The sequence below is a fragment of the Nocardia nova genome (assembly GCF_002933465.1).
GTDB classification, from domain to species: domain Bacteria; phylum Actinomycetota; class Actinomycetes; order Mycobacteriales; family Mycobacteriaceae; genus Nocardia; species Nocardia nova_B.
In genome coordinates, this window is the sequence record NZ_PSZE01000013.1 from 87,298 (window position 1) to 107,115 (window position 19,818).

Annotated in this window: 18 protein-coding genes; 4 read left to right on the forward strand and 14 right to left on the reverse strand. The window is 67.2% G+C overall.

What is annotated here, in order from left to right; translation table 11 throughout:
- Positions 1–56 precede the first annotated feature (56 nt).
- The 8 genes from C5E41_RS17475 to C5E41_RS17510 all read right to left on the reverse strand — a co-directional run bounded on the left by C5E41_RS17475 (position 57) and on the right by C5E41_RS17510 (position 7,037).
- The gene (locus C5E41_RS17475; protein ID WP_104376874.1) at positions 57–488 is read right to left on the reverse strand and encodes an acyl-CoA thioesterase; all 432 of its coding nucleotides are present in this window, start codon (positions 486–488) and stop codon (positions 57–59) included.
- A complete protein-coding gene (locus C5E41_RS17480; protein ID WP_308706055.1) occupies positions 485–1,156 on the reverse strand; it encodes a PaaI family thioesterase in 672 nt (223 codons plus the stop codon). The genes C5E41_RS17475 and C5E41_RS17480 overlap by 4 nt, the downstream gene beginning before the upstream one ends.
- Positions 1,153–1,986, reverse strand: coding sequence for an acyl-CoA thioesterase (locus C5E41_RS17485; RefSeq protein ID WP_104376876.1), 834 nt, complete (start codon positions 1,984–1,986; stop codon positions 1,153–1,155). The genes C5E41_RS17480 and C5E41_RS17485 overlap by 4 nt, the downstream gene beginning before the upstream one ends.
- A complete protein-coding gene (locus tag C5E41_RS17490) occupies positions 1,979–2,758 on the reverse strand; it encodes an enoyl-CoA hydratase-related protein (RefSeq protein WP_104376877.1) in 780 nt (259 codons plus the stop codon). The genes C5E41_RS17485 and C5E41_RS17490 overlap by 8 nt, the downstream gene beginning before the upstream one ends.
- A 16-nt stretch (positions 2,759–2,774) precedes the next feature.
- A complete protein-coding gene (locus tag C5E41_RS17495; protein ID WP_104376878.1) occupies positions 2,775–3,626 on the reverse strand; it encodes an alpha/beta fold hydrolase in 852 nt (283 codons plus the stop codon).
- A 21-nt stretch (positions 3,627–3,647) separates the two neighbouring features.
- Positions 3,648–4,634 carry an NAD(P)H-dependent flavin oxidoreductase gene (locus C5E41_RS17500; protein WP_104376879.1) on the reverse strand — a complete coding sequence of 329 codons (987 nt, stop codon included), beginning with the start codon at positions 4,632–4,634 and terminating at the stop codon, positions 3,648–3,650.
- A 9-nt stretch (positions 4,635–4,643) separates the two neighbouring features.
- Complete coding sequence (locus C5E41_RS17505; protein WP_258081038.1) at positions 4,644–5,405, reverse strand: enoyl-CoA hydratase/isomerase family protein; 762 nt, start codon at positions 5,403–5,405, stop codon at positions 4,644–4,646.
- A gap of 417 nt (positions 5,406–5,822) precedes the next feature.
- Entirely contained in the window at positions 5,823–7,037 is a 1,215-nt protein-coding gene (locus C5E41_RS17510; RefSeq protein WP_104376944.1) for an IS110 family transposase, read from the reverse strand.
- A gap of 225 nt (positions 7,038–7,262) precedes the next feature.
- Here C5E41_RS17510 and C5E41_RS17515 point away from each other — a divergent pair, with 225 nt between their 5' ends.
- The 3 genes from C5E41_RS17515 to C5E41_RS17525 are packed head-to-tail and all read left to right on the forward strand — an operon-like array spanning position 7,263 to position 12,025.
- Positions 7,263–8,507 carry an ABC transporter substrate-binding protein gene (locus C5E41_RS17515; RefSeq protein WP_104376880.1) on the forward strand — a complete coding sequence of 415 codons (1,245 nt, stop codon included), beginning with the start codon at positions 7,263–7,265 and terminating at the stop codon, positions 8,505–8,507.
- 42 nt (positions 8,508–8,549) lie between these two features.
- On the forward strand, positions 8,550–11,303 hold the full coding sequence (locus C5E41_RS17520; protein WP_104376881.1) for a branched-chain amino acid ABC transporter permease/ATP-binding protein: 2,754 nt from the start codon (positions 8,550–8,552) through the stop codon (positions 11,301–11,303).
- Positions 11,300–12,025, forward strand: coding sequence for an ABC transporter ATP-binding protein (locus C5E41_RS17525; protein ID WP_104376882.1), 726 nt, complete (start codon positions 11,300–11,302; stop codon positions 12,023–12,025). Before C5E41_RS17520 ends, C5E41_RS17525 begins: the two co-directional genes overlap by 4 nt.
- A gap of 87 nt (positions 12,026–12,112) precedes the next feature.
- Here the strand turns inward: C5E41_RS17525 and C5E41_RS17530 are convergent, their stop codons facing one another.
- From C5E41_RS17530 to C5E41_RS17555, 5 genes are all read right to left on the reverse strand, one after another.
- Complete coding sequence (locus tag C5E41_RS17530) at positions 12,113–12,796, reverse strand: hotdog domain-containing protein (protein ID WP_258081039.1); 684 nt, start codon at positions 12,794–12,796, stop codon at positions 12,113–12,115.
- A gap of 330 nt (positions 12,797–13,126) precedes the next feature.
- Positions 13,127–13,924: a crotonase/enoyl-CoA hydratase family protein gene (locus C5E41_RS17540; RefSeq protein WP_104376884.1), complete on the reverse strand. Its 798-nt coding sequence runs from the start codon at positions 13,922–13,924 to the stop codon at positions 13,127–13,129.
- Positions 13,924–15,069 (reverse strand): thiolase family protein, encoded by a 1,146-nt coding sequence (locus C5E41_RS17545; RefSeq protein ID WP_104376885.1) that lies wholly within the window; start codon positions 15,067–15,069, stop codon positions 13,924–13,926. Before C5E41_RS17545 ends, C5E41_RS17540 begins: the two co-directional genes overlap by 1 nt.
- Positions 15,070–15,082: 13 nt before the next feature.
- Positions 15,083–16,231 carry an acyl-CoA dehydrogenase family protein gene (locus C5E41_RS17550; RefSeq protein WP_104376886.1) on the reverse strand — a complete coding sequence of 383 codons (1,149 nt, stop codon included), beginning with the start codon at positions 16,229–16,231 and terminating at the stop codon, positions 15,083–15,085.
- Between the two features lie 6 nt (positions 16,232–16,237).
- Positions 16,238–17,779 carry a class I adenylate-forming enzyme family protein gene (locus tag C5E41_RS17555; protein ID WP_104376887.1) on the reverse strand — a complete coding sequence of 514 codons (1,542 nt, stop codon included), beginning with the start codon at positions 17,777–17,779 and terminating at the stop codon, positions 16,238–16,240.
- A gap of 171 nt (positions 17,780–17,950) precedes the next feature.
- Between C5E41_RS17555 and C5E41_RS17560 the strand changes: the two genes are divergently transcribed.
- On the forward strand, positions 17,951–19,015 hold the full coding sequence (locus tag C5E41_RS17560) for an acyl-CoA dehydrogenase family protein (protein ID WP_104376888.1): 1,065 nt from the start codon (positions 17,951–17,953) through the stop codon (positions 19,013–19,015).
- A gap of 96 nt (positions 19,016–19,111) precedes the next feature.
- On the opposite strand, the gene C5E41_RS17565 is transcribed toward C5E41_RS17560, so the two are convergent.
- Positions 19,112–19,744, reverse strand: coding sequence for a TetR/AcrR family transcriptional regulator (locus C5E41_RS17565; RefSeq protein ID WP_104376889.1), 633 nt, complete (start codon positions 19,742–19,744; stop codon positions 19,112–19,114).
- Between the last annotated feature and the right edge of the window lie 74 nt (positions 19,745–19,818).

Consider the following 19,818-nt stretch of genomic DNA (forward strand, 5'->3'; position numbering starts at 1 on the left):
TTGTTCGGCGAAAGGCCCTCCGGCCGGTGGGCCCGAATACCGGGAGCATTCGGGACTCAGCCGAGAGGCAGGAGCAGCTTCTCCGCCGCAGTCCGGTATCGCTCGCTCAGCGGCGCGGAGCCGGGCCGGCCCTCGATGGTGTTGACATCGACCGAACGCGAGACCGCCACCGGCCTGCCGTGCTGGAACAGCCCGGCCCGGAACTCGATCGAAGTCCGCCCGACCCGGTGCACGCCGGTGCCGACCTGAACCTCGCCCGGATACATCACTTCCGCGAGGTAGTCGATCTCGACATGGGCGAGGACCATCCGCAAAGGCATCGGCTCGGACAGCAACTCACCGATCATCCGTCCCGCGGCGACACGGCCCTCTTCGAAGAATCGCGCGATGGCGACGTTGTTCACGTGACCGATGGTGTCGATATCGGCGAATATCAGACTGATCGCCCGCGTGCACGGATACGCCTCGAGCGGCAGGTGGTCGATCATTCGGCATCGTCTCCACCGGCCTCGCCCGAAACGATGAACAGTCCCCGCGCCGACACCGTCACCTGCCCACCGGCGATGATCGCGCCGGTGGTGTAGACCTTGCGGCCGTCCCGGCGCAGTTGCCGGGCACGCACGGTCAAAGGGACGTACAGCGGTGTGGGCCTGCGGTAGGTGATATCGAGTTGCGCGGTCAGACCGCCGGCTCCCGCCAACCCGTTCGCGACGGCCAGCGCACCGTCGAGCAGCAGTGCGCATACGCCACCGTGGACGAGCGCGGGCGGACCCTGATACGGCAGGCCGAGCGTGACGACTCCTTCCGCCCAGCCGTCACCGACATCCCGCATGGTCAGCGGAGGCGCGATCGGGTTCTCCGGACCGGTCGCCGGATCGTGTCGCGCGACCCCCTCGCCCTGCCACATCTGCGACAGCTGGGCCCGAACAGGGCGGGTGCGGCTCTCCAGGGATTCGGCGATGCGCTCCAGCTCGGCGGCCGCAGCGGGCAGTCCCTTCTCATCGGGAGCAGTGCGCGCCAATGCATCAGTGATTCGCCGCACCGCGATCGCGGCATCATTCAACGGGTCGTCGATCGGCAGCGCGGTCAAGCACGGATCGCCAGGAGTGAAGCGCGACAGCATCTTTCGCCGCGACGGCACACGCCAATCGATCATCGCGCCGAGCCGTCGTTCCGGGGCACCGTGTGCTGGTAGGCCATTTCCTGCGCCAGACTCGCCACGACCTCACCAGCGGCGATGACACTGCCGGTGTACCAGCCGCGGTGGCCCGCCGACACACCGTTGCGATAGTCGAGAAACAGCCAGTCGTCCCAGCGTGGAGTCCGATGGAACCACAGCGCGTGGTCGAGGCTCGGACCGAGGACCTCGCTGCCGACCGTGCGCCGCAGTCCGGTGGAGAAATCCGACAGGTAGGCGAGCGCGGCGACGTGGACGAGCGGATCATTCTGCGGCAGTTCGCCATTGGGCCGTGCCCAGAACCGGACCGGAAAGAACTTCTCCGGATTCGACCAGTCCTGGACCCGGACCTGCAGTGCCAGTTCCGGATCCAATGTGACCGCGCGACACTGCTCAGGCGCGAGGAGTGGCGCCACGTCCGATCGAGTGCGCTCCTGCCCCTCGGCCACCGTCCGGAACGACGCCGCCATGCTGAAGATGACCTCGCCGTCCTGCAACGCGACCACCCGGCGCGCCGAATACGAGCGGCCGTCACGATCGTTGTCGACCCGGAACAGCACCGACCGTGCGCCGTTCCCGCGACGGAGAAAGTAGCCGTGCAGCGAATGCGGTAACCGGTCCGACTCGACCGTCGCGCCGCAGGCGAGCAAAGCCTGCGCCATGACCTGGCCGCCGTACAGCGGGCGATCGACCTCGAAGCGGTGCACCGATCGGAACAGATCGCGATCGATGCGGTCCAGAGCCAGGACGTCGGTCAACGGGACCGCTCGCAGCTCGTCGGCATATCTCGGTGCGGCTGTCTCAGGCATCGGAATTCGACTTCGCCGGACGCTTGTCGAAACGGGCGCCGATATCCTTGCCGTCCGGCCGCCATGCCGCCGACGCCTCGGCCTCGAGGCCGAGGGCGTGTGCCACCGACGCCCCGGCGCCCTCCTTGAGCAGCCGCAGCATGCGCTGCACCGCGACCGGATGGCTGTCGGCAATGGAATTCGCCACCGCGAGGGTGCGCTCCATCAACTTCTCGTGCGGCACAACCTCATTCGCCAGGCCGATGCGCAACGCTGTCGCGGAATCCACCGGATCGCCGCTGAGGATGATCTGGATCGCGGCCGGCAGACCGACGATTCGCGGCAGCATCGCGCTGCCGCCCCACCCGTTGAGCAGTCCGATCGAGGCGTGGGTGTCGGCGAACACGGCCTGTTCGGAGGCGATGATGAACGAACAGTTCACCGCGAACTCGAAAGCTCCGGTGTAACAGGGCCCGTTGACCGCGGCGATCACCGGTTTGCCGATCGCGCGCAGGACCTGAGTGGGTGTGGTGCCCTCGGTGCGCGGCGGCGGACCGGTCAGCGCCTCGGGCAGGTCGACGCCGGCGGAGAAGGCGCTGCCCGCACCGGTGATCACCACCACGCGGACATCCTCGTCGGCATCGGCCTTCCACAGTTCCCGTTTGATCGCCTTGCGCATCCCACGATTGATCGCATTGCGCCGATCGGGCCGGTTCAACGTCAGGATCGCGACGTGCCCCTCGCGGGTCACCAGGACCGGTTCGGCCTCGACCCCGTCGTTCTTCTCACCCATCGGGACTCCTTATTTCTCAGACGAATTCGACTACGGCCTCGGTGAACGCGTCGTTGTCGTCACCGGCGGCGGTATGACCCGCTCCACTCAACTCCACGAACTGCGCGGCCGGCACCACCGTGAGGAAGTTTTCGACCGCCTCCCGGCTGACCACATCGGACAGCGCGCCGCGAACAACGAGGATCGGCACCCCGAGCCGGGCTGCGGCCGATTCGAGGTCGCGCACCCACGTGTGCAGATCATGCTGCGGTTTGCGGAGAAACTGCGGGTCCCAATGCCACCGCCAGCGCCCGTCCGGGCGCTGTCTCAGATTGCGGCGCAAACCTTCCGGGCTGTGCGGGCGCTTGCGGTGCGGCAGGTAGGCCGCGATCGCGTCCGCCGCCTCCTCGAGGCTGGCGAATCCGTCCGGGTTACCCTGCATGAAGGCCCGGATCCGGGTTCCGCCACTTCGCTCGATTCTCGGCACCACATCGACCAGCACGAGTTTCCGGACTCGCGCGACACCGAGATCGGCGGCGACCTGCAGGCTTGTCAGCCCGCCGAGGCTCGCGCCGACGATGGTGACCGGCTCCCCGATCTCGTCGACGACCGCGCACACGTCCTGCGTGAGGACCTCCAGCGCGTAGTCGTCGGCCGAGGGCGCCCACGCGCTTTCGCCGTGGCCGCGCGTGTCGATCGCGATGACGCGAAACCCCTTCGCCGCCAGGTGGATACCGGTTCTCTTCCACGAATGCCTAGTCTGTCCGGTTCCGTGTAGCAGCAGAACCACCGGGTCGCCGTCGTTTCCCCAGCAATCCCCCGCCAACCGCAGGCCCCCGGCCCCGCGAAACTCCACGGGCCTACCTGGCTCGGTCGTAGCGATACTCATTGCGTTCCTCGTTCGGCGGGATCAGGAGACGGCGACCGGATCCGAGATCAGTGCCGCGTTGCGGCGCAGGACGGTCTCTGCTTCGGCGGCGATCCGGGTGACCAGATCGCCGGCGGTCGGGATGTCGTTGATCAGGCCCTGCACCATCCCGACGGTCCAGATGCCGGCCTCGGGATCGCCGTTCTCGTAAACCTTGCGGCCGCGAGTTCCCGCGACCAGCTCCTGCACATCCTTGAATCGTCCGCCCTTGCCGAGAATCTCGACGACCTCTTCGCTGACCGAATTCTTCGCCGCGCGCATGGTATTGCGCAGCTGCCGGAAGATGAGCTGCGTGTCGAGTTCACTCGCCTCGACGATCTGCTCCTTGATCCGCTGGTGGATCGGACTCTCCACGGTGCACATGAAACGGGTGCCCATATTGATGCCGTCGGCGCCGAGCGCCAGCGCCGCGGCCAGGCCGCGACCGTCGGCGAAACCACCAGAGGCCAGGATCGGGACGTTCAGCTTGTCCGCCGCCGCGGGAATCAGCACCAGACCCGGCACATCGTCCTCGCCGGGATGTCCGGCGCATTCGAAGCCGTCGATACTCAGCGCGTCGACGCCGAGGCTCTGTGCCTTGCGGGCGTGCCGGACGCTGGTGCACTTGTGGATCACCTTGATGCCGTGTTGTTTGAAGTGCTCGACGTGGACCTGCGGGTTGGAGCCCGCGGTCTCGACGATCCGCACGCCGGAGTCGATGATCGCGTGCCGATACTCCTCGTACGGCGGCGGATTGATCGACAACGTGAGGGTGAGATTGACGCCGAACGGCTTCTCGGTCATCTCCCGGGCGCGCGCGATCTCCTTGGCGAGATCCTCCGGCGTGGGCTGGGTGAGCCCGGTGATGATGCCCAGGCCGCCGGCCTCGGAGACCGCGGCGGCGAGTTCGGCGCGGCCGACCCACATCATCCCGCCCTGGACGATCGGATGCTCGATGCCGAACTCTTCGGTGAATCGTGTCTTCAGCATGAGGGGCTCCTAGATGTGCGCGGTGGGGGCGGGCTGCGAATCGGGTCGGTAGAAGAGGGCCTCGCGCTTCTCCAGGAACGCCGCCCGGGCCTCCGCCGCGTCGGCCCCGACGATGTTGTTGGCCTGGACGTGGTTCTCTCGCTGCAGCGCGGCCTCGATACTGCCGCCGTCCGCGGCCGCGTCCAGCAGCTGTTTGGTCAGCGACAGCGCCTGGGCGGGCATGTGCACAAGGCGTCGAGCCATGGACTCGACCGTGGCATCGAGCTCCGCGGGAGTCACAATCCGAGTCACCAGGCCGAGCGTCGAAGCCTCTGCGGCGGAAAGGATCTCACCGAAGAAGGCCAGTTCCTTGGCCTTCTGCAGGCCGACCAGCCGGGGCAGCAGCCAACTGCCGCCGAAGTCGAGCGAGAGCGCGCGGCGGATGAAGATCTGGGAGAACCTGGCCCGATCGGTGGCGACGACGAGGTCGCACCCGAGCGCGAGGTTCCAGCCCGCGCCTACCGCGACCCCATCGACCTTGGCAATGGTCGGAATGGTCAGCGCCGACAGCGCCTCGGCCGCATGGCTGGCGCGCTTCATGTAGTCCAGCGCATCGTCGGAGATGCCGTCCAGGTCGGCGCCGGAACAGAAGTCGCCGCCCACACCGGTCAGGACCATGACCCGGTCGCCCGCCGTGCGTTCGATCTCGGTGAACATTTCGGCCAGCTCGCGCCACATGGCCGGACTACCTGCGTTCTTCTTCTCCGGCCGCGACATCACGACCGTCACCACCCCGTCGTGGCGTTCGACATTCACCGTCTGCACCCTGCCCACCTCTCTGCCGAGTCCTCCTGCGCCGCCCCCAGGAACTCACCTAGATAACATAGTTTACTATCTGCAACGCCGCAAGCTTATCCGCACACACTTCGGCCGACACCCTCCATGCGTCGAAAATCGTTAGCGGTGCTCAGCGATTTTCCGTGCTCAGCTGATATTTCCGCCGCTGCCGCAGCTTCCGGCAGGGTTCGGACGCAAGATCGCACACGCACAGACTTCTGCGAGCTTTCAATGCGCACCAAGTGAACTTAGATTGCTTATTGACACATCTAGTTTTCGCACCTACGTTTACCTGACCCCGGGTTTGTGATCCACATCACCGCCGAGCGTCGCAGCTCAGGCGCCCTGAGAGAAGGACTCTCAATGATCGTGTCAAGCCGTAGCAGCCGTCGGGACGGGTGCGTCGAGGCTGAATTCACGTCCGTCGCGCAGCAGTGCCCACAGCACGTCGACCAGGCGCCGGGCCAACGCTAGGAGGGCTTGGGTATGAATGAGTCGCTCACCGCGTTTGCGGTCGTAGAACCGGCGCGAGGGTCCGTTTTCGTAGCGCAGGCTCGACAGGGCGGCCATGTAGAACACGCGCCGCATGCGCCGGTTGTAGCGTTTCGGGCGGTGCAGGTTGCCGCTGACGCGGCCCGAATCGCGAGGGACCGGGACCAGCCCGGCGTAGGAGGCCAAGCGGCCCGCGCTGGCGAAATTCGCGAGGTGACCGCCGGTGCCGACGAGGAATTCCGCTCCGAGCCCGGGCCCCATGCCGGGCAGGGATTCGATGATGCCGGCCCACGGATGCTCTCGGAATCGGGCCGTGATGAGCTTGTCGGTGTCTTTGATCTCCCGGTCCAGATCGAGGAGCTTGCGCGCGATGCGTTTGACCAGCATCGCGGTGTCGGCCTCACCGGGCAGAGCCAAGCTCTGACGTCCGGCGGCGTCGAGGGCGGCAGCGGCAGTCTTGGCGATTCCCGGCTTCCAGGCCCCGTTTTCAACGAGATATGTTGTGACACCATCGATTCCGGCCGCCCTGATCTCGGCGGGGGTGCACATTCCGGCGACCAGGATCAGCGGGGTCCGGTTCGCGAAGTCGAACGCGGCTTCCAACGCGGGAAAGATCGACCCGATCAGCGCACGCAACCGGTTGATCCCGGCCACCCAGTCCGCCATCAGGTCGGTGCGGTAGCTGGTCAGCTGGGTCAGCCCGACCACGAGCTCGTCGGGCATCACGACCTGGTTCAGGTCCTCACGCAGGCGGGCGCTCTGCGCGATCACCCGCGCGTCTTTGGCGTCGGTTTTCCCTTCGCCGCGGAAGCTGCCGGTCATCGAATTCACCACTCGGCCCGGCACATACGTCACCGTCTGATCAGCGGCCAGCAGCACGGTGATCAGCAGCAACGCCATCGGGCTGGTCAGATCGATCGCCCACCACACCTGGTCGGCCGCCTGGCCGGCACGGGCGATCAACGCCTCGATCGCAGCCTGTTCATTGCCGAACTTCTGACTGAACACCGTCTTGCCGGTCTCATCGACCCCGCACGCGTGATGGGCGTGCTTACCGACATCTATCCCGACCCAGATCTGAGGGCGAGTTGCCACCCACATGCTCCTGACCTAGCAGCTCCAGCCCATGGACAACCCCGCCGACCGATCCCTAACCAGCGACGACCGCAACAAGCTCTCAATCAGCAGCCGGAGCGTCCAGCACGGCGGGGCAGCCAGTCCTCCTGAGCCAAACCAACGACAGAAAACCATCAGCTACACCCCACCGCCCTGGGCATCCAGGGCACCAACCCCAGACACCTACAAACTTAGGGAAGCACCATGACCGACAAGCGTGACAATTGGCGATCCATCAAGACCCGAGTCGGTCGGCTCGGCCTGATCGCGCTGGTTCCCGCGATCGCACTCGCCACTGCCTGCAGCAGCAGCGACAACTCCTCGAGCACCTCGGCCGAGGCTCCCAGCAGCGCCTTCCCCGACAAACCTGCGACGGGCAGCCCGATCAAGATCGGTCTGATCAATCCCGAAGGCGGGCCCGCGGTATCGCAGCCGTCGAACCGCGGAGCTGCCGAGGCGGTCGTGAAGTACGCGAACGCGAACCTCGGCGGTATCGCCGGGCACCCCATCCAGCTCGTCACCTGCGCGGCGAAGGAAGATCCGGCGTCCAACCGTGACTGCGCCAACCAGATGGTCGAAAACAAGGTCTCCGCCGTCGTCGTCACCACCACCGCCTACGGTGACGCGATGGTCCCGGTCATCACCGGAGCCGGAATCCCCTATCTCACCCCGGCCGGGGCCAGCGGCGCGGAGATGACAACCCCCGGCGCCTTCGCCCTCACCGGAGGATTCCCTGGCACCCTGAAGTCGATGGCGGTCTACGCGGCGGGTAAGGGCTACAAGAAGGTCACCGCCTTCGTCACCGATTCCGGCGCCGCCCCCGCTACCGCGAAGACCATGGGCGGGGCCGCCTTCGGCGCCGCGGGCATCGACCTGCAGGTCGTGCCCATCCCGCTCGGCACGCCGGACGCGACCCCGCAGGTGAGCTCCGGAATCTCCGGCAATGTCGGCGCCATCGCCGTCGTCGGCGACGCCACGATGTGCACCTCCGTGGTCAAGGCCCTCGGCACCCTGGGCGCCACCCAGGACAAGATGCTCATCCAGCCATGCCTGGACCCCGCCACCGTCGAAGCAGTCGGCGACGCGATGAACGGCGCGCACGTCTTCACCACCGCGGACCTGGTCTCCAATGATCCCGAGGCGGTGCTCTACCGCAGCGTGATGAAGAAGTACTCCCCGAACACCGACCTCGGCGGCTACACCTACACCGGCTACCAGGGCATGCTCGGCCTGGTCCGCGCGGCACAGGGCGTAACCGCCGATCCGAACGCCGCGGCGGTCTCCAGCGCAATCAAATCTGCCCAGAACGTTGTCCTGCCCGCCGGACACGGCATCACCGTCACCTGCAACGGCACCGCCATAGCGCCGCTGCCCTCGATCTGCAGCACACAGCTGGTGACGGTCACCGTCAGCGACGGCAAGCCCACCGACCCTCAGGTCACCAAGTAAGTCCAGGCTGCAGCGAAATATGTGGTATCCGAGGAGCTTTCCGTGACCGACCATCTCGTCTTCCTGGCGCTGGGGCTGGGCAACGGCGCCGTGTACGCGGCGCTGGGCCTGGCCCTGGTGATGACATTCCGCAGTTCGGGCGTCGTGAACTTCAGCACCGGCGCGGTCGCCCTGTACGTGGCCTACACGTACGGGATGTTGCGCAAGGGCGAACTGCTCAACCCGATTCCCGGAATGGCGAAATCGGTTCATCTCGGAGCGCGCCTCGGCTTGTGGCCGGCGATGGCGATATCACTCGTCATCGCGGCCGCACTCGGAATCGCGATCTACGCCATCGTCTTCCGGCCGTTGCGCACCGCGCCACCGGTCGCGAAGGCCGTGGCCTCGATCGGGGTGATGCTGTTCGTGCAGGCCCTGCTCGCGGTGCGAGTCGGCACAACCCCGGTCTCGGTGAAGGCGATTCTGCCGTCCGGGGCGCTGTCGATCGGCGATGCCCGTATTCCAGCGGACCGGCTGTGGTTCGCCGGGGTGATCTCGGCGCTCGCGGTGGTTCTCACGCTGTCGTTCCGATGGACGCGATTCGGCCTGGCCACCCGCGCCGCGGCCGAAACCGAGAAGGGCGCATTGGTTACCGGCCTGTCCCCCGAACGCATCGCTTACGGCAACTGGGCGTTGAGCACGATGGTGGCCGGGCTGAGCGGAATCCTGATCGCACCGATCGTGCCGCTCATCCCGGTCTCCTACACGCTGTTCATCGTGCCCGCGCTCGCGGCCGCGCTGGTCGGCAACTTCACCGCACTGGGCCTGACGGTGGTCGCCGGCCTCGGCATCGGCATGTTGCAGTCGGAGACCACGCATCTGCAGAGCACCATCGACTGGTTCCCGAAATCCGGTATGGCAGAACTGGTTCCGCTGGTCCTGATCCTCATCTTCCTCGTGTTCCGAGGACGCCCGCTCCCCTCGCGCGGCGCGATCATCGTCCAGACCCTCGGCCGCGCACCGCGACCGAAAAGCCTGCTCGTTCCGGCCGTCCTGTCCGTCGCCGTCGCACTCGTCGCCATGCTGACGACCACGGGCAGCTACCGCGCCGCCGTCATCACCACCCTGATCCTGGCGGTCGTCGCCCTGTCACAGGTCGTCGTCACCGGATTCGCGGGACAGATCTCGCTCGCCCAGCTCACACTCGCGGGCATCGGCGCGTTCACCCTCAGCCGCCTGACCAGCGACCTCGGGATTCCCTTCCCCATCGCCCCCATCCTCGCGGCACTCGCGGCCACCGTGATCGGCGTCATCGTAGGACTGCCCGCGCTGCGGATCCGCGGATTGCCCGTCACCGTGGTCACGCTCGCGTTGGCGGTGTTTCTCGACGCCTTCTGGTTCCGCAACAGCAACCTCAACGGCGGACTGAACGGCGCGCACATCGCGAAACCAACCCTGTTCGGCATCGATCTCGGTATCGGTGCGGGACAGGCATATCCGCGCATCGCCTTCGGCATCGTCTGCCTCGTAGTGCTGGTCCTGGTCGCGGTGGGAGTCGCGAAACTGCGAACCAGCCGCCTCGGCGCCTCGATGCTGGCCGTGCGGGCCAACGAGCGCTCTGCGGCGGCATCGGGAATCGACGTGTCCCGCACCAAGATCAAAGCCTTCGCGATCAGCGCGTTCATCGCCGGACTCGGCGGAGCGTTGATGGGCTACCAGCAGACCGTCGCCACCGCCGAATCGTTCTCCGTCCTCGCCGGTATCGGACTGTTCGCGATCGTCTACATCGCGGGCATCACCTGTGTCTCGGGCGGCATCCTCGCAGGAATCATCGGCGCGGGCGGCATCCTGTTCATCTTCATGGACCGGGTCCTGCACCTCGGCGACTACTACTCGATCATCTCCGGAATCCTGCTGGTGCTGACGATCATCCAGTACCCCGAGGGCCTCGCCGGCCACCTGCATCAGCATTCGGCACGAATTCGCCGGTGGTTCAGCCGAATCCGTCCGGCTGAACCCGACCGCCCGGCCGCGACTCCCGTGCCCGAAGCGCCGCCGCGGCTGCGGGAGGTCTCCGATGAGATTCTGCTGTCCGCCGCGGGCATCGGCGTCCGGTACGGCGGTGTGGTGGCCCTCGACGACGTCAGTTTCGAGGTGCGGGCCGGGGAAATCGTGGGGCTCATCGGCCCCAACGGCGCCGGCAAAACCACCTGCATCGACGCGCTCAGCGGCTTCGCCACCTCCTCGGGGACGGTCACACTCGGCGACCGGCGCATCGACGGACTGGATCCGCACAAACGCAGCCGGCTCGGGCTCGGCCGGACCTTCCAGGGCATCGAGTTGTACGACGACCTGACGGTGCGCGAGAACGTCGCCGTCGGCACGGTGGCCGCCGCCAAACGCTCCGCGGGAGCCACACCCCCCGATATCGATGCCCTGTTCGGTGTGCTCCATCTCGACGCGGTCGCCGACCGTTCCGTCAGCGAGCTGTCCCAAGGTCAGCGTCAGCTGGTCTCGGTGGCCCGCGCACTCGCCGGACGTCCCCGGATTGTGCTGCTCGACGAACCGGCCGCGGGCCTGGACAGCAGCGAAAGCCAATGGCTCGGTGCACGTTTGCAGGCGGTGCGGGACGCGGGCGTGACCGTACTGATGGTCGACCACGACATGGAACTGGTTCTGGAGATCTGCGACCGGATCGTCGTCCTCGACCTCGGCCGGGTCATCGCCCAGGGCACGCCCGAGGAAATCCAGTCGAATCCCGATGTGGTGCGAGCCTATCTCGGCACCACGCACGCTCCCACGGAGGTGTCCGCATGACCACGGTTCTCGAATGCGCCCGAGTCGACGCCGGATACTCCAAGGGCCGTCCATGTGTGCGCGGGTTCGACCTCTCACTCACCGCCGGTGAAGTGCTGTGCCTGCTGGGGCCCAACGGTGCGGGCAAGACCACCCTGCTCATGACGCTGGCCGGACTGCTGCCCGGGCTCGGCGGCGCGGTGTCCATCGCGGGCACCGGCGTCAAACCGGGCCAGGCGCGCGCCTCCTCGCGCGCGGGCTTGGTACTGGTGCCCGACGATCGCGCGCTGTTCACCGGACTCACCGTGAAGGAGAATCTCGAGCTCGCGCGCCGCCGCTCGGGCCCGGCCGTCGCCGACATCATCGAATACTTCCCACGGCTCGGGGAGCGGACGAAGGTCGCCGCGGGCATGCTCTCCGGGGGTGAACAACAGATGCTCGCAATCGGGCGCGCCCTGATGCAGAAACCGAAGGTTCTGCTGATCGACGAGCTGAGTATGGGTCTGGCCCCGGTGATCGTCGAATCGCTGCTGCCCGTGATCCGCCGGGTCGCCGACGACAGCGGCACCGCGGTGATCCTCGTCGAACAACACGTGCGGCTCGCCCTCGACATAGCGGACACCGCAATCGTTCTCGCCCACGGGCGCGACGTACTGCGCGGCAGTGCGGCAGAACTGGCGGCAGACCCGGAGCAGATCGAGCGCGCATACCTCGGAGCGGCGGACGCGCAGGCAAGCGCCTGACCGACCACGGGCAACTCCTCGATGTCACATCGGTTCACATCATGTGATCCGGTGCGGCTCAGGGGTTTCGGCTTCGTCCGACCGCGCTCAGGGTTGACCGGGGCGCAGGGCGACGAACAATCCCTCCGCATCCGCGAGCAGGGTGTCACCGTCGCGCAGTTCGGCGGTCAGGAAACGCTTGCGGCCCTCTTCGCGGTCGAAGCGGGCGGTGAGGGCCAGTTCGCGGTCGAGTGGTGTGATGGCGCGGTAGTTCACATGCAGATAGGCGGTGCGCGAACGGGGGCGGCCACCGGCGTTGGCCAGTCGGCCGAGCACCTCGTCGAAGACCAGGGGGATCGCCCCGCCGTGCACCGCTCCCCCGCCACCGAGGTAGAAGCGGCTGAAGCTGACCCGCCCGCTCACCTGCCCAGCGTCGCCGTGGTCGACCACGAATGCCGGCGCCAGCGACTGTCCCCGGCCGGGAACCTCGAGATGACCGGCCACCGACTCCGAATGCGGGACCTGGTACGCGGCGAGCAGTCGCTCGATCTCATCGATACGCTTGGTGACCTCGACCAGCTCCGATGCCGGCGGATTCGATCCGGCCACCCGGTCCTGCAGGGCCCGTAGCGAGTCGATCATCGCGGCGAACTGCTGGGCGCTCTCCGCCGCCACCGCGACCTTCCACGCGGATTCGCCCGACAGCGGGCTCGCGTCGTAGGGTTTACCGTCACCCGATTCCGCACGGCCTGATCCGCTGTCGATCGATCCACCATTGTCTTCATGCGACATGAACTTTCCCTTTCGAACGTTGGACCTATCTGCGGGCCGACCGGACTCGACCGGCCGCCGCCTCCGCCTCGATCGGGCCGCGACCTGCTCACGACACTACGACGGCGCCGCGGTCGAGTTCGGATTCGGGGCGCACCGATCGGCGGACGCGCGGAATCGCCGAGACCGATTCGGTCGGAAACCATGCCGACGATCGGGACAGAGGCGGACGCGCACAGAGACGAAAAGTCCGCCCCTGTCGATTCGGCAGGGACGGACTCTGCGTGGCGCCGATATTCGAGTTGATCTGGCGCACAATGCCTTCGAATGGCTATCGCAGCCTTTCGACGGTCAGCGAGCCTTCCACACCGGGGCACGCTTTTCGGCGAAGGCCAGCGGCCCCTCCTTGGCGTCCTCGCTGTCCATCAGATCCTGCCATTCGGCCTCCGAATGACCCCACCGGTCGTTCTCGGCGGGCCGGTCACCGGCCTGGATGCCGAGCGCGATCCGCTTACTGGCCTGCACCGACAGCGGAGCGTTGACCGCGATCCGTTCGGCCAGCGCGAGCGCGGCCTCGACCACGGTGCCGTCCGGCACGACCTGGTTGATCAGGCCGTACTCGCGGGCGGTTGCCGCCGAGATCGGGTCGCCGGTGAGGATCATCTCCATGGCCAGGCGCTGCGGTATCTGCGCCGGCAGCCGGAATACACCGCCCGCACCCGCAATGAGCCCGCGTTTGACCTCGGGCAGTCCGAAGCTGGCGCCCTCCGCCGCGACGATGAGGTCGGCGGCGAGCGCGAGTTCGGTGCCGCCGCCGAGCGCGGTGCCGTTGACCGCGGCGATGGTCGGCTTGCTGATGACGTGCCGGACGAATCCGGCGAAGCCCCACTCCTCGTTGCCGGGCGCGAACAGACCCTCGCCGCGTGAGATCGCCTTGAGATCCGCTCCCGCGCAGAAGGATTTGTCGCCCGCACCGGTGATCACCACTACCCGGATTTCCGGGTCGTTGTCGGCCTCCACCAGTGCCGCTCCGACGGCCTCGCTCACCGCGGCGTTGACCGCGTTGCGCGCCTCGGGACGATTGATGGTGATCAGCAGGACGTTGCCCTTGCGCTCGACCAGGGCACCGGTCTCGGTTGCCGCCGTCATCACTTCACCAGCTCGAGGATCGTCGCGTTGGCCTGCCCGCCGCCTTCACACATCGTCTGCAGCCCGTAGCGAATGTCGTTGCGGCGCATATGGAAAATCATGTCGGTCAGGATGCGGGCGCCGGAGCCGCCGAGCGGGTGGCCCAGGGCGATGGCGCCACCGTTGGGGTTCAGCTTCTCATCCGGCGCGCCTATCTCCTTCTGCCACGCCATCGGCACCGGCGCGAACGCCTCGTTGACCTCGAACACACCGATGTCGTCGACCGACAGACCGGAACGCTCCAGCGCCTTCTCGGTGGCGGGGATCGGGGCGCCGAGCATCATCACGGGATCGGCGCCGGCGACGACCGCCGTGTGCACACGGGCGATCGGCGTCAGTCCGTGCTTGGCCGCGAACTCGTCGCTGACGATCAGCAGCGCGGCCGCGCCGTCGGAGATCTGCGAGGCGTTGCCCGCGTGGATGACACCGTCCTCCTTGAAGACCGGCTTCAGGCCGGCCAGCTTCTCGACGGTGGTGCCGCGGCGGATGCCCTCGTCCTTCGAGACAACCGTGCCGTCGGGCAGGGTGACGGGCACGATCTGCGCGTCGAACAGTCCGGCGTCCTGTGCGGCCGCGGCGCGTTCGTGCGAGCGAGCCGAGAACGCGTCGACTTCGGTGCGCGTCAGCGCCCACTTCTCGGCCATCATCTCGGCGCCGACGCCCTGGTTCGGCGAGGCGTTGTAGCGCTCGGTGAACTTCGGGCTGAGCGGGCTGCCGCCGCCGGCCACCGCCGCGCCCATCGGAACCCGCGACATCGACTCGACACCACCGGCGACCACGGCCTCGTAGTGACCGGCAAGCACGCTGGCCACGGCGAAGTTCAGCGACTGCTGCGACGACCCGCACTGGCGGTCGACGGTCACACCCGGCACCGACTCCGGCCAGCCCGCGGCGAGCACCGCGTTGCGGGCGATGTCGTGGGTCTGCTCGCCGACCTGCCCGACGCACCCCCAGATGACGTCCTCGATCAGCGCTGGGTCGATGCCCGCCCGCCGCACCAACTCCTGCAGCACGAGGGCGGACAGATCGACAGGGTGAATTCCGGACAGGCCACCGTTGCGCTTGCCGACCGGGGTCCGGACGGCCTCGACAATTACTGCACCCATAGGGTTTTCCTTTCTACAGTCCGAGCGAGCGCCCGATGATTTCCTTCATGATCTGAGTCGAGCCGCCGTAGATCGTCTGGATCCGAGCATCGGCGTAGGCCTTGGCGATCGGGTACTCCATCATGTAGCCGTAGCCGCCGTGCATCTGCTGGCAGGTGTAGATCAGCCGCTGCTGCAGTTCGGTGGTCCACCACTTGGCCTTGGCGGCGTCGGTGCCGTCGAGGGTGCCCGCATTCAACGCGGTGATACACCGGTCGACGTACACCTGCGCGAGATCGACTTCGGTCTCCAGGGTCGCCAGCTCGAACTTGTTGGCCTGGAAGGATCCGATTGGCGTCCCGAATGCCTTGCGGGACTTGACATATTCGAGGGTCATATCCAGCAGCGTGCGGCAGGAGGCGACAGCTGCGACGGCAATGGACAGCCGTTCCATCGGCAAGTTCCGCATCAGATGCAGGAACCCCTTGCCGACCTCACCGATCACATTCGCCGAGGGCACCCGGGCCTGGTCGAAATTCAGTTCCGCGGTGTCCTGGGAATGCATACCCAGTTTGTCGAGGTTGCGCCCGCGAGTGAATCCCGCCATGTCACGTTCGACGGCCAGCAGCGTGAACGCGGCGCTGGCCTTGGCGTCGGGATCGGTGCGCGCAACCACGATGACCAGATCGGCGTGGATACCCGAGGAGATGAAGGTCTTCGATCCGGTCAGCACCCAGTCGTCGCCGTCCTTGCGCGCCGAGGTCCGAATCCCTTGCAGGTCACTGCCCGCGCCCGGTTCGGTCATCGCCACCGCCACGACCAGCTCGCCGCGCGCGAACCCCGGCAGCCAGCGGGCCTTCTGTTCGTCGTTGGTCAGCTCGAGCATGTAGGGGGCGAGCACGTCGTTCTGCAGGGTGAAGGCCGGGCCACCGGAACTCGCGCGGGCCAGTTCCTCTGCCACGATCGCGTTGTAGCGGAAGTCGCCCGACATTCCGCCGCCGCCGAACTCCTCGGGAACCGAGAAGCCGAGGAGTCCGAACTTGGCGGCCTCGACATAGAGCTGCTTGTCGATGATGCCGTCTTTCTCCCACTGCTCCTGATGCGGAGTCGCGTAGCGAGCCAGGAACTCTCGGACGGTTGCGCGGTACTGATCGTGTTCGGTTTCGAAGATCTCTCGCTGCATTTTGCGCTACCTTCCCGATGCCACCGCGGGAACCGCCGCGGATTCGTCGATCTCGGAGACCATTTCGAGGAGCCGACGCCGATCTACCTTCAGCGACACACTTCTCGGCAATTCCGGGACCGTGTAGATCCGCACCGGGATCTCGTAGGCGGTGAGCCGGCCGCGGCAGAAGGTTTTCAGTTCGTCCTCGGGAACCTCGGCCGCGCCCTCGCGCAGTTCGACGACCGCGACGGGCACCTTCCCGAGCCGCTCGTCTTCGCGGCCGTAGACCGTGGCGTCGGCGATCGCGTCGTGCGCGCGCAGCGCCTCGGCGACCGTCTCCGGGTGAACCTTGAATCCGCCCCGGATGATCGCGTCGTCCGCGCGGCCGTCGATGTAGACGAAGCCGTCCTCGTCGAGGTGGCCCAGATCCGAGGTACGGACCCACTCGTGTTTGCCGGTGCCGGTCTGGCTGGAACTGACCTCGAGGCGTCCGGACTGCCCGACCGGCAGCACCGTGCCGTCCTCTGCGACCGCCCGGAGCTTGACCCCCGGCATTTCGCGGCCGACGCTGCCTCGCTTCTTTTCCCACCACTGCGCGTGCATGGGCTTGGTCCACCCGGCGATCGCGCCGGAAAACTCGGTGGCGCCGTACATGACCAGCACCGGAATCCCGTACTTCGCGGTGAATTCGTCGGCCAGATCAGGGTTGACGAATGTGGTGCCCGCGGTGATGGCACGCAGGCTGGCCAGATCCTCGGCCGGAATGTCGGCATTGATCACCGCGCGCATGGCAGCGGGCGGCAAACCGGCGACCTTGGGCTGGTGTTCCTTCACCGCCGCGCACCAGCCTTCGACGGTGAAGCGCGGGAGCATCACGAACGGCCGGGCCTCGGCCAGGTTCTGCAGCACACCCCACAGACCTCCGATATGCACGATCGGAAGGGTGACCAGCGCGACGCGCCCGGTGAGCGGCGTACGGTCGGGCGGTCCGGCCGCGCCGGTATGTCCGTGCACGGCGGTGAGAGCGGCCTCGAGCTGGCGCCAGGTGAGCGGAATCCGCTTGGGCGGGCCCGTGGTGCCCGAGGTGAACATCTCCACGCCCACCGGATCTGCGATCTCGTCACCCTGTGGTGCCGGCACCGCCGGCGCCTCGGTGGTTGCCGCGACCTGCTGCCCGTCGATGGCGAATCCGATCATGCCGCCGTCCTCGGCCGCGGACCGGAACACCGGCTCGCTCCACAGCGCCGCCGAGGCCAGCACGGCGCGCGGATCAGCATCGGACATATCGGCTGTCAGCCGGGCCACCGGCTGCATGGGATTGAGGGTGATGACCGTACGGCCCTTGCCGAGAATGGCGATCAGGGCCGCGATCGACTCCATCCGGTTGTCGAGCACCACGCCGATCCTGCTGCCGGCGCCACACCCGGCGGCGGCCAGTTCGGTGTCCAGGGTTTCCGCAAGCGCCCGGACCTCTCCCCAGGTGAACCAGGTGTCGCCCTGCTGGATCATGGCAGCGTCGTCGTCGGCCTCCCATAGCCGCGCCAGCGCGCCTCTGATACTCGTCATTCGTTTCCTCCCACTCTTGCGGTAGCGGGCCACCGAGTCGGAACGCCGTGCTCAGCGCCCCGGCCGTATCGATCGCCATGAACACCCAATCCGGAATCCCGGCTGTCGTATGCTCTATTCAGAAGGTAGCTGACATGGTTAACTAGGTCAACATTCAAAGGGAGAAGCTTCGTGGATTTCGCATTGAGCGCCGAACAGGAAGAGCTGGCCGCCAGTGAGCGAGCTTGGCTGGCCAAGCACGATCCCCTCGCCGCGCGCCGGCCGACCATCGACACCGGCCCGCCGCGCGTTCCCGACACCGCCGTGAAACACGTCGTCGAGTCGGGGCTGATCGGACTGCTGACCGGCGAGATGGGCGGAACGCACGTCGACCTCGCGGTGCTCGTCGAAGAACACGGCCGGGCCGGCAGCGCTGTGCCACTGGCCGAATTGGCCTTGGCCACCGCCGCTCTCGACCGGCTCGACCACCCGCTGTCGAGGCTGGCCGAGGCGAATACCGGCGGCGCCGAGGCGATCCCGCTGGTTCTCGCCTCGACCGAAGGCGCACCGCTCACCGCGGAGATCAGCGGCGACGAACTACGACTCGGCGGCGCCACCGCGCCCGCCACCGCCCTGCTCGACGCCACCGGATTCCTGCTCGCCGCAACTACTTCCGACGGAACCGAGATCCTCGCCCACATATCGAGCGACGGTGCCGCGCTGCGCACACTCGAGACCCTCGACCTCACCCGGTCCTGGTCGGTACTCGAGCCGGCCGTGACGGTGCCCGCACAGCGCTGGGTGAGCGCGCCGAGCGGAACCGTGTCCCATTTGACCGACGCCCTCGCGTTCTACCGGAAGATGGATGCGCTGGGCGCGGCCGCGCGACTGGTCGACCTGACGGTCGAATACGCCGGTCAGCGTACCCAGTTCGGTCAGCCGATCGGCTCGTTCCAGGCCGTCAAACATCACTGCGCCGATATGGCGTTGCGGACCGAGGCCGCGCGGGCGTCGCTGTGGGCCGCCGCTGTCGCGCTCGACGGGTCCGACCCCGCCCATCGTGCCGCCGCGGTGTCCGCCGCCGCGGCCTACACCGGCGAGGCGACCAGCACGGTCGCCTCGATCGCGCTGCAGGTGCACGGCGGTATCGGATTCACCTGGGAGCACGACCTGCACCTGCTGACGCGCCGGATCAAGGTGGACGAATTGCTGAACGGCACCGTGAGCTGGCACCGCAGGCGCCTCGTCGACGCCTGAGTTCCCCCCGAACACCGATTCGACTCTCCCGCAGTGTCGTTCGACGCCCGGCATCCGAGCACCCCGGCTCCAGGCCACGAGGCCACCGGGCCGGGCTCAGCCTCGCGCCGGACCCAGTCCGAATTTCACCGGATTCAGGCATCCGATGTATTCGAGCGCGGTGTCGATCGCGTCGCTCAGTTCCGCGCGGGTGCGGCATTTGAGCACCACACGTGCGGACTCCGCGCGCATCGCCAGCAGAAAGTCACGCAGCAGCTTTTCCCGGCGAGAGGCGCCGAGGCCGAGCAGTGCGATGTCGTGATCGCTGCCGCGGCGGGCCTGCTCCCGGCGCAGCGCGTCGAAACCTGGTGGGGTATCCCCCATCGCGACCACGCGTGCGCGAGATTGGTTCTCCCACAGCAGTTCCAGATAGGCACGGGTGCTCACACCGTAGAGCTCCATCGGGTCGTCGACGCCGTCCGCGCGGGCCTTGTCCACGGCCTCCCGCGCATGTCCATCTACCCGCTCGATCAGATCGGTCCAGATCGCCAGGAAGACCTCCGCCTTCCCGCCGAAGTGGTGGTAGATGCTGCCGACGCTGACGCCGGACTGCTGGACGATGTCGGCCATCGTCGCCGCGGTGAACCCCTGCGCGCCGAAGATCTCCGCGGCGGCTTCGAGGACCCGATCCTTGGTCTCCGGTGAACTCGTCCAGCCGCGGGTGCGGGGGCGGCCCTTCGCTTCCGTCATCGCGATCCTCCGTCGATTCGAGCCTTGACTTCTCCCACCCTTCGTGGTGATAATCACCTTACATTCTAAAATGC

What these genes read in the sequence shown, in the direction of transcription:
- C5E41_RS17475 (WP_104376874.1), bottom strand. Translation starts at nt 488, where the DNA reads ATGATCGACCACCTGCCGCTCGAGGCGTATCCGTGCACGCGGGCGATC.
- C5E41_RS17480 (WP_308706055.1), bottom strand. Translation starts at nt 1,156, where the DNA reads ATGATCGATTGGCGTGTGCCGTCGCGGCGAAAGATGCTGTCGCGCTTC.
- C5E41_RS17485 (WP_104376876.1), bottom strand. Translation starts at nt 1,986, where the DNA reads ATGCCTGAGACAGCCGCACCGAGATATGCCGACGAGCTGCGAGCGGTC.
- C5E41_RS17490 (WP_104376877.1), bottom strand. Translation starts at nt 2,758, where the DNA reads ATGGGTGAGAAGAACGACGGGGTCGAGGCCGAACCGGTCCTGGTGACC.
- C5E41_RS17495 (WP_104376878.1), bottom strand. Translation starts at nt 3,626, where the DNA reads ATGAGTATCGCTACGACCGAGCCAGGTAGGCCCGTGGAGTTTCGCGGG.
- C5E41_RS17500 (WP_104376879.1), bottom strand. Translation starts at nt 4,634, where the DNA reads ATGCTGAAGACACGATTCACCGAAGAGTTCGGCATCGAGCATCCGATC.
- C5E41_RS17515 (WP_104376880.1), top strand. Translation starts at nt 7,263, where the DNA reads ATGACCGACAAGCGTGACAATTGGCGATCCATCAAGACCCGAGTCGGT.
- C5E41_RS17525 (WP_104376882.1), top strand. Translation starts at nt 11,300, where the DNA reads ATGACCACGGTTCTCGAATGCGCCCGAGTCGACGCCGGATACTCCAAG.
- C5E41_RS17530 (WP_258081039.1), bottom strand. Translation starts at nt 12,796, where the DNA reads ATGTCGCATGAAGACAATGGTGGATCGATCGACAGCGGATCAGGCCGT.
- C5E41_RS17540 (WP_104376884.1), bottom strand. Translation starts at nt 13,924, where the DNA reads ATGACGGCGGCAACCGAGACCGGTGCCCTGGTCGAGCGCAAGGGCAAC.
- C5E41_RS17545 (WP_104376885.1), bottom strand. Translation starts at nt 15,069, where the DNA reads ATGGGTGCAGTAATTGTCGAGGCCGTCCGGACCCCGGTCGGCAAGCGC.
- C5E41_RS17550 (WP_104376886.1), bottom strand. Translation starts at nt 16,231, where the DNA reads ATGCAGCGAGAGATCTTCGAAACCGAACACGATCAGTACCGCGCAACC.
- C5E41_RS17555 (WP_104376887.1), bottom strand. Translation starts at nt 17,779, where the DNA reads ATGACGAGTATCAGAGGCGCGCTGGCGCGGCTATGGGAGGCCGACGAC.
- C5E41_RS17565 (WP_104376889.1), bottom strand. Translation starts at nt 19,744, where the DNA reads ATGACGGAAGCGAAGGGCCGCCCCCGCACCCGCGGCTGGACGAGTTCA.